Origin of the sequence: Mucilaginibacter sp. UR6-1 (assembly GCF_020880975.1) — a bacterium.
Taxonomy (GTDB): domain Bacteria; phylum Bacteroidota; class Bacteroidia; order Sphingobacteriales; family Sphingobacteriaceae; genus Mucilaginibacter.
Window position 1 is genome coordinate 300,832 of record NZ_JAJIWP010000004.1, and the last position, 9,718, is coordinate 310,549.

Annotated in this window: 7 protein-coding genes; 6 read left to right on the plus strand and 1 reads right to left on the minus strand. The window is 43.6% G+C overall.

The features are described from left to right. Window positions 1–72: 72 nt before the first annotated feature. Window positions 73–1,890, minus strand: coding sequence for a serine hydrolase (locus tag LJ707_RS16735; RefSeq protein ID WP_228953131.1), 1,818 nt, complete (start codon window positions 1,888–1,890; stop codon window positions 73–75). A gap of 127 nt (window positions 1,891–2,017) precedes the next feature. Here LJ707_RS16735 and mutL point away from each other — a divergent pair, with 127 nt between their 5' ends. From mutL to LJ707_RS16765, 6 genes are all read left to right on the plus strand, one after another. Then, complete coding sequence (gene mutL, locus LJ707_RS16740) at window positions 2,018–3,913, plus strand: DNA mismatch repair endonuclease MutL (RefSeq protein ID WP_228953133.1); 1,896 nt, start codon at window positions 2,018–2,020, stop codon at window positions 3,911–3,913. Window positions 3,914–3,963: 50 nt separating this feature from the next. Then, on the plus strand, window positions 3,964–4,662 hold the full coding sequence (locus tag LJ707_RS16745) for a rhomboid family intramembrane serine protease (RefSeq protein WP_370632411.1): 699 nt from the start codon (window positions 3,964–3,966) through the stop codon (window positions 4,660–4,662). A 26-nt stretch (window positions 4,663–4,688) separates the two neighbouring features. Then, window positions 4,689–5,543, plus strand: a complete 855-nt coding sequence (locus LJ707_RS16750) for a rhomboid family intramembrane serine protease (protein ID WP_228953137.1) — start codon at window positions 4,689–4,691, stop codon at window positions 5,541–5,543. Then, window positions 5,533–6,639, plus strand: a complete 1,107-nt coding sequence (locus LJ707_RS16755) for an endonuclease/exonuclease/phosphatase family protein (protein ID WP_228953139.1) — start codon at window positions 5,533–5,535, stop codon at window positions 6,637–6,639. The genes LJ707_RS16750 and LJ707_RS16755 overlap by 11 nt, the downstream gene beginning before the upstream one ends. Before the next feature lie 81 nt (window positions 6,640–6,720). After that, the gene (cysS, locus tag LJ707_RS16760; protein WP_228953141.1) at window positions 6,721–8,181 is read left to right on the plus strand and encodes a cysteine--tRNA ligase; all 1,461 of its coding nucleotides are present in this window, start codon (window positions 6,721–6,723) and stop codon (window positions 8,179–8,181) included. A gap of 87 nt (window positions 8,182–8,268) precedes the next feature. Continuing rightward, a complete protein-coding gene (locus tag LJ707_RS16765) occupies window positions 8,269–9,150 on the plus strand; it encodes a nuclear transport factor 2 family protein (RefSeq protein ID WP_228953143.1) in 882 nt (293 codons plus the stop codon). Window positions 9,151–9,718 lie beyond the last annotated feature (568 nt).

The window sequence follows — 9,718 nt, forward strand, 5'->3', positions numbered from 1 at the left end:
AATATAGGTGTGGAGATTAGCCCGCAAACATACACTATGCGGGTTAATCTTACCGTACCGGGATGAAATTATTTATAACCCCTTCTCAATAGCCTTGTAAACTACATCCTGAATGCGCGGCCGAATACGCAGGCTCGATAATTTTTCAGTTACCTTTGGATGCACCCTGTTTGACAGGAAGATGTATACCAGTTTATATTTCGGATCAACCCATACACAGGTGCCGGTGTAGCCGGTATGGCCATAAGTTTGATCTGATGCCAGCTCGGATGGATAATGGCGGGTCAGGATAGGGTCCCAACGGTCAAAGCCCAGGCCACGGCGACTAACCGCCGATTGCTTTGCTGTAAATTGCTCCACCGTTTCAGGCTTAAAGTATTGCACACCACCGTAGCTGCCTTTGTTCAGCATCATCTGGAAAAGTATGGCCAGGTCATTCGCGTCAGCAAATAAACCGGCATGGCCTGATACCCCGCCAGCTAATGCCGCGCCCTGATCGTGCACATACCCTTCTAATAGCGTATGCCTGAAATAGGTATCATCCTCGGTGGGTATAATCTGGTCAACACTAAACCTGTTGCGCGGCAAAAAGCCCGCAGTTTGCATACCCAGCTTGTTGTAAAATTCTGTTTGCACATATTTATTCAGGGGCTCTGCGGTAATTGATTCAACAATCTCCTTCATAAAGTACATGCTTAAATCGCTGTATTCATACTGCCCGCGTGTACGTAAACTTGTTTTAAGCATCCGTGGCAGCATGTAATCTGAATAAAATCCTTTTCGTACAAAATAACCATCGGCTACCTTTGTGTTGTACACAGCCGACGAATCGCTGCTGTGATCTGCTGGCTTTATATCATTATGAAAAGGAATGTAAGGCACTAAACCGGCCTGGTGCAACATCAATTCGCGCACACGGATATTATTTTTATTGGTAGCACGCGCGGCAGGCACATAGCTGCCCATGGTTGAATCAAGGCTGAGCTTACCCTGCTCGGTAAGGCGCATTACCTCCATGGTAGTGGCGGCAATTTTAGTAACCGATGCCAGATCGAATATATCGGTTATCTTATCCGGCTCATCGGCGGCATAGGTGTGGTAACCGTAAGCCTTGTTAAATATAACTTTGCCATCCTTAGCTACCAGTACCACACAACCGGGTGTAGCCTGCTGGCGCATGGCCTCGGCGGCAATGTCATCAATTTCGTTCAGGTTGGCCGAGTTTATGCCGGCCGCTTCGGGTATAGTGTATTGCAAACGGGTTTTAACTGTGGCAAAGCCGCTGTTGGCCACATATTTTGGCGAGAAGGTTTGCGGCAATTTTTGCGACAGCGGCACACCTCCAAAAATAGCTTGTGCAACATAGCCCGCCGATATTGGTGTTATCTTACTATTCCATATAATAGGGTTCTGCTCGTCGTTAAGTTTATTTAGCGCATTGCCATTGCCAAACAAAGCGATCACCACCTTTTTTAGCTTACGGTTAAGTTTAATAAAATTCAGTATCTGCGCATTGTTAAGATCACTATCCGTTAACTGTATAACAAGGGTGTTGTAAAATTTCAGATCCTGCGCCAAATCGTTAATTGTTTTTTGGCCAAGGTAGCCCGCGCCGTTAAATGAACGTACTTCGGCATATTTATTCAGCAGGCTATCAAACTGGGTGGCATAGGTGTTTGAGAAGTTTACGCTGGCAACTTTGGCACTGTCAAGGTTTTTAAGAGGCACCTGTTGCGCTTCGTTATTCAGCAATACGGTATTTTGCTCGGTTTGTTTTTCTTCGCTCAGGTAGGTTACGGCGCTCATGGGCGGGTTTTGCGCACAAGCCGAATTGAACATTACAAACAACGCTAACATAAAGGGCATGGCACCCCAGTGGTTTTTTCTCATATACAATTAGTAACGATATTTTTTATAACCTGATATTTACAGGCGCATGTTTTATTACAATCCACAAACCGTAAAGTTATGCCGTCAATTGATTAATTTTACACCCTGAATTTAATTTTTCTATCTCATGCCCGATATCATACAGCTTTTACCCGATTCCGTTGCCAACCAGATTGCCGCAGGCGAGGTGGTGCAGCGTCCGGCATCGGCCGTGAAGGAGCTGGTTGAGAACGCCATTGATGCCGGAGCCGATAAGATACAGCTAATTTTAAAGGATGCCGGTAAATCATTGATCCAGGTGATTGATAATGGCTGCGGCATGAGCATGACCGATGCGCGCATGTGCTTTGAGCGTCATGCCACCTCCAAAATACGCAAGGCTGATGACTTGTTTGCCATCCGCACCATGGGTTTCAGGGGCGAGGCCATGGCATCTATAGCGGCTATTGCGCAGGTAGAGCTAAAAAGCCGCCGCCATGAGGATGAACTGGGCACCTGTATCACCATCGAAGGGTCGGAAGTGATCAGCCAGGAGCCCTGCGCTACCGCTACCGGTACATCCATATCTGTAAAAAACCTGTTTTACAATACGCCTGCCCGCCGTAACTTTTTAAAAAGCAACTCGGTGGAGATGCGCCATATTATTGATGAATTTCAACGTGTGGCGCTGGCTAATCCGCAGGTATTTTTAACCCTGCATCATGATGGGCAGGAGGTTTACCACCTACCGGCATCAGGCCTTAAACAGCGTATTGTGCACCTACTGGGCAACAACTACAACCAGCGTTTGGTGCCTGTGGAGGAAGATACCACCATCATTAAATTGCACGGTTTTGTAGGCAAGCCCGAGTTTGCCCGCAGAACAAGGGGCGAGCAGTTCTTTTTTGTGAACAACCGTTTTATACGCGATGCCTACCTTAACCACGCGGTATTAACTGCTTTTGAGGAGTTATTGCCGGAGGACAGCTTTCCGCTGTATGTATTGTTTATAGATATTGACCCGGCCAAAATCGATATTAACGTACATCCCACAAAAACCGAGATTAAATATCAGGATGAAAAGGCCATTTACGCCATAATCCGCTCGGCAGTAAAACGCGCGCTGGGCAAATACAACATCACGCCGACGATTGATTTTGACCAGGAGAACAGCATCGGCCACCTGATAACCGAAAAGCCACTGGGCGAAATTGTACCGCCAACCATTACGGTGAACCCGGACTTTAACCCCTTTGCTACCGAAGCCAGGCAACCTGCACGTGAGGAACACCCATTTTTGCGCGACAGTAATTTAACCAGGAGCAATGGCGGCGGCGGCAACGGCAGTTATCGCCAGTTGCCCGTACCGCAAAACTGGGATACGCTTTACCAGATAAGCAAGCGCGAGCAGGCCATACAGCAGGACCTGCATACCGAGCAGTTGATAACCATTAATGAGCAGGATATAAATAAGGCCAGCGAAAGGCAGTTGTTCCAGGTGCATAACCGCTTTATACTGTCGCAAATAAAATCGGGCTTTATGCTGATCAACCAGCAGGCCGCGCATGAGCGTGTTTTGTACGAGCGTTTTTTGCAGCAGTTGGAAAGCCACTCGGGCACCAGCCAGCAAAGTCTTTTCCCGCAATCGGTTACACTAAACAGCAGCGATTTTGAGTTATTAAGGGAGCTGTTGCCTGATATTAAATCGTTAGGGTTTGATATACGCGAGTTTGGCAAAAACACTGTTGTGGTTGAGGGCATACCCGCCGACCTTAACAATGCCAGCGAGCACGAACTTTTAGAGCATTTGCTGGAAGGTTTTAAAAACAACCAGGCAATTTTAAAGTTAAATAAACGCGATAACCTTGCCCGTTCATTGGCGCGTAACGCTGCCATAAAAGCAGGCACAAAATTATCGCTTGAAGAGATGAACCTGCTGATAGACCAGCTTTTTGCCTGCCAGATGCCCAATGTGGCCCTAAACGGCAAACCGGTAATCAGCACCTTTACCATGAACGAAATTTTAGAGCGATTTGAAAAGTAAACCGTCGCCTTATAATTAAGATATAAAAAATGCAATCACCTTTCGCAAACATGCCGCCGGTTATAAAAAACCTGCTTATCATTAATGTTATATGCTTTCTGCCATTTATAATATTTAAACAGCCTCTGCTTGATAGTATATATAATAATGTATCGGCACATTATTTTGATTCGCCAATATTTAAACCGTGGCAGCCGGTTACATACATGTTTTTCCATGGGGGATGGGCACATATAATCTTTAATATGTTTGCTTTGTACTCATTCGGTACTATTATCGAGTACAATATGGGCTCAAAGCGTTTTTTCAATTACTACTTTATTTGTGGCTTAGGCGGCGTTGCCTTGCAAATGCTGGTACAAGCTATAGAAGTTCACGCTATTACAGGGAGTTTTACTGTAGCTAATATTGACAATACATTAAATACAGTTGCAGCTACATCGTATGATGATGCAAAAAAACTCGCCAGTATATATTATTCATCAATGGTAGGTGCTTCAGGAGCTATTTTTGGTGTATTGATCGCTTTCGGACTGTTGTATCCTAATGCCGAATTGATGATCATGTTTATTCCGGTTCCGGTTAAAGCAAAATACATCATTCCGGTGTATATAGTTATAGAAGTATTTTTAGGGGTAGCGCGTTTTGCAGGCGACTCGGTTGCTCATTTTGCGCACCTTGGCGGGGCACTCATAGGTTTTGGGCTAATTAAGTTGTGGGGCTTGCGGCGTAACGACCGGTATTATTAAAAGCAGTAAAAAAGGGGTTATCAACCATGACAATCTGGGAAAACATAACTTACAAAATAAAGTATGCGCAAAGCAAGCTTTTCCTGATAATCGGCATAAACGTGGCTGTTTTTTTGGCGATAAATATTCCGGGAACATTTGAATTTTGGTTCCTAAAATCAGAGCATATACAAACGTTTACTGCTGAGTATTTATACCTGCCATCTAATCTTGGTATCTTAACCAAGCGCTTTTGGACTCCGCTGACCTATATGTTCATGCACGCGGATGTGTTTCATATATTCTTCAACATGCTTTGGCTATACTGGATGGGGCAAATATTTGAGGAGTATTTAGGCACTAAGCGTACAATAGGCCTTTATATTATGGGCGGTTTGGCTGGCGCTTTATTATTTGTACTCGCATTAAACACTGTACCTGCTTTTAAAGTTGACAATGGTACCGTTGTAGGCGCTTCGGCAGGGGTAATGGCTATCATTATCGCGACAGCTACATTATTACCCAATTATACTATCTCATTGCTATTATTGGGGCCTGTTAAACTTAAGTGGTTAGCTATATTTTATGTTGTTGTTGATTTTTTGAGCACGAAATATGGCAACGCCGGTGGCAGTATAGCCCACCTGGGTGGCGCGCTGTTAGGCTTTATTTATATAAAACGCTTGCAGCGCGGCAGCGATTGGGTAGGCAGTGTTAATAACCTGTTTAAACCGAAACCAAAAATGAGGGTGGTTTCAAAAAATCCCGAAAAAAGTACTTCATCCTATCCCGCACAGGACGAAATTGACCGTATATTAGATAAAATTTCACAAACGGGATACGATAACCTTACCCGCCAGGAAAAGGAAGTACTATTTCGCGCAAGCAAGGATGAACGCTAAAAAAAAGAAAGTAAGTTTTATTGACCGCATCTTTTTATGGATAAATTACCTGCTTTGCGCCGCGCTGCTTATCAGCTACCTGGCACCGGTAATTAATCCGGCTAAAAGCTGGATCATCGCTTTTTTTGGCCTCGCTTATCCTTTTATACTTCTTGCCAACATTTTGCTTCTCGTTTACTGGCTGTTTCGCCGCAGCGCTTATATGGCGCTATCATTCATCGCGATAGCTGTAGGCTATAATGTGCTTTTCAATAACATTGGTTTTCGCTTTTCGGGCAATGGCAAAGCTACGGCCAACAGTATCAGGATACTTACCTACAATGTACATAACTTTAAACCTTACGGGCAGGAGAACGACTCGGCCACAAGGCATGATATTTTAAAGTTGCTTGCCGAGCAGCAGGCCGATGTGATCACCTTCCAGGAGTTTTTTACCCGCAAACGCGGCAAGTATGCCCTTACCGATTCACTAACCAGGCTGATGAAAAGCAGCCATTATTATTTTAAGCCCATACACTCCAGCGAGCAGGAGGACATAGGCATGGCAGTATTCAGTAAATTCCCGATATTAAATACCGGCTCCATTACCTTTACAAACCAAAATACCGATAACCAGTGTGTTTATGCCGATCTTGATTACAAAGGCAAAAAGTTCAGGATATATAATGTTCACTTACAATCAGTAAACTTTGGCCCGGAGGATTATCGATATCTCGATACCGTATCACAAAAAGGTAAAGCCAGCATGACAGCCAGTCGCCGCCTTGGCGGAAAGCTAAAAAATGCCTTCATCAAACGCAGTGAGCAGGTTTTTAAGGTTAAGGAGCACGCTTCGGCATGTCCGCACCCGTACATAATTGTGGGTGATTTTAATGACACGCCAACCTCATTCGCGGTTAACAGCATGGCTAAAGGTTTAAAAAATGCTTTCCGCGAAAAAGGCTCGGGCCTGGGGCGCACTTATAATGGCAGCTTCCCTAATTACCAGATAGACTATATCTTGGCCAGTCCGCAGTTTGACATTGCCGGCTATCGCATCATCGAAAAAAAATTATCAGATCATTATCCACTTTACAGCGATATGGTGCTTAATTAAGCATCGCCCATCATGATACTTATATAAAATATGGCAGCGTTGGGCATACATTTAGAGGGGGTTTTGTAAGTTTGCGCTTATATGAAACAAAACTTATTTGTTTATAATACTTTAACACGTAAAAAAGAAGAATTTAAACCGCTTAACGCGCCCCATGTGGGCATGTACGTTTGCGGCCCCACTGTTTACAGCGATGTGCACATGGGCAACTGCCGCACCTATATATCATTTGACCTGATTTTCAGATACCTGCAACACCTTGGCTACAAAGTACGCTATGTACGTAACGTTACCGATGCCGGCCACCTGGAGGGCGATGCCGATGAGGGAGAAGACAAGATCACCAAAAAGGCTAAGCTTGAAAAGCTGGAGCCGATGGAGGTAGTACAGCAATATACTGTTGGTTTTAGAGAAGTGATGAAAACCTTTAACACCCTGCCGCCAAGTATTGAACCTACCGCAACCGGCCACATTATTGAGCAAATTGAGATGGTAAAGGGCATTTTGGATAAGGGCCTGGCCTATGAGGTTGACGGATCGGTATATTTTGATGTGGAGAAATATAACAGCAGCCAGGATTACGGTGTACTTAGCGGCCGTAACCTTGAGGATATGCTGAACAATACACGTACACTTGGCGGGCAGGACGAGAAACATGGCAAGCTTGATTTTGCCCTGTGGATAAAGGCAAAGCCCGAACACCTGATGAAATGGCCTTCGCCATGGAGTGTGGGCTTCCCGGGCTGGCATTTGGAATGCTCGGCCATGAGCCATAAATACCTGGGCGATCAGTTTGATATTCACGGCGGCGGGTTAGATCTGGTGCCAACTCACCATACTAACGAGATAGCCCAAAACATGGCCTGCTGCGGTAAAAACCCGGCACGTTACTGGGTGCATACCAATATGCTTACGGTTAACGGCCAAAAAATGTCAAAATCGCTGGGTAACAGCTTTTTGCCGCACGAGCTTTTTTCGGGCAACAACCACATCCTAACCAAAGGCTACAGCCCGATGATGGTACGCTTTTTTATGTTACAGGCGCATTACCGCAGCACGCTTGACTTTGGCAACGAGGCCATGGAAGCATCTGAAAAAGGCTTTAAACGCCTGATGAACGCTCTGAGTTTGCTTGATGGATTAAAGAGCAGCCCGGCTACTGAAGTGGATATACAACCGCTTATTGACCGTTGCTATGACGCCATGAATGATGATTTTAACAGCCCTGTTTTAATAGCCGAACTGTTTGAGGCATCGCGCATTATAAATTCGGTACATGATAGCAAGTTAAAGATCGACCAAAAAAATCTTGATCTGCTTAAAAACATGATGCACACCTTTGTGTTTGATGTACTGGGTTTAAAGGATGAACAAACCGAGAATGATGACCTGCCCAAAATAATGGATTTTATTGTTGACCTGCGCAACGAGGCCAAGGTTAATAAAGACTACGCCACTTCGGACAAGATCAGGAACGGCCTGCAGCAAATAGGCTTTCAGCTAAAAGATGGCAAAGAAGGTACCACCTGGACCAAAAATTAACTGTTTATTACTGAAGGGTATAATTACATTAAATATTATTCGTTTAAATAACATCATCAACTATTCAACATACACCAATTATTATACATGAAAAAACTATTATTAGCCGCTGGTATATTGTTAACATATAATGGGCTGGTACAAGCGCAAACCACAAGCGCAACAAGTGCTGCGCCTGCCGAGGTAAAAACCGTTATAGCCGCCGAAAATGCTTTTGAAAAATTAATAGCACGTAAAGGTATAAAAGAGGGATTTTTAGCCGTTGCTGATCCTGAAGGGATTGTATTTAAACCTAACGCGGTTAAAATAAGTGAATTTTACGGCACCATTGCCAAGCAACCGGGCTTATTAACCTGGCAGCCTAAATTTGCCCGTATATCCGCAAGTGGCGACCTGGCATTTACAGCAGGCCCATACATCTATCAAAACAGTAAAAAGGATGACGACAAAATATATGGCGAGTATGTTTCAATTTGGCGCAGCGATGCCCAGGGCAAATTAAAACTATTGATCGACCTTGGCATTCAACACCCTGAGCCTACAAAAGAAACCATTGATGACGTTAAGGACCCTGAAGCTGTAAAAGCATCAGCCAGTAAAGATCCGTTTAAGGGCAAGAACATTATTTTAGCTACCGATAAGCAATTTAATGACGCGTTATTAAAATCAACCGCGGGTGCCTATAAAGAATTTTTAAGTCCTGAAGGCCGTTATTACTTCCCGGGCTTTGAGCCAATGACAGGCCAGGACCAGGTAATGCGCTTTGTACAAAATCAGGCCATATATATTACAGCCGCCAGTGTTAACGCAGGCCGTTCGGCAAGCAGCGATCTGGCTTATAGCTATGGCACCGCGCGCATTAAAAAAGGCAACATAGTAAGTAACTTTAACTATGTACGTGTTTGGGAAATGGATAAAGGCCATAAATGGAATATATTGTTAGAGATATTCTCGGCAGTTGAAAACTAACTGAGAAACAGATTTCCAAATAAAAAAGGGACAGGTAATTATTACCTGTCCCTTTTTTATTTGGAAATAATTGTAAATGGGTTTTATTACTCTCAATCATATCTCTTTAAAGCATGCCGATTAAAATACTTGCAATAAATTCACCAAATCAAACAAACTTTATCTGTACTAATAGTTTTATTTTAATAATTTGATAAAAAATAATGATTTTTATTGAAATAATTTTGATATTGCAATACCAAATAACAAATCAGCTATGAAATAGAATTTAATTTCACGTCTGATGCTATTAATTTTATGCATTAAATGATTTAAAACCTATTCATTGCAGATAAAAGCTCTAACAAGCAACCTTTTATTTGTTTTTTAATTGAATAATTGAATTTATAACATCCATAAGTAAAATATTAACCCCGATTATTAAATTAACCCTAACTAAAAAACACGAAATGAAAAAAATCCTACCCTTTTTACTCCTGGTGGTGGTCGTGGTGCTCGCACTCCTCTATCCATCGGTTGACGTTACCACCATTGCCGACAGCAAGATTGACAGCGGCGATACCGCATG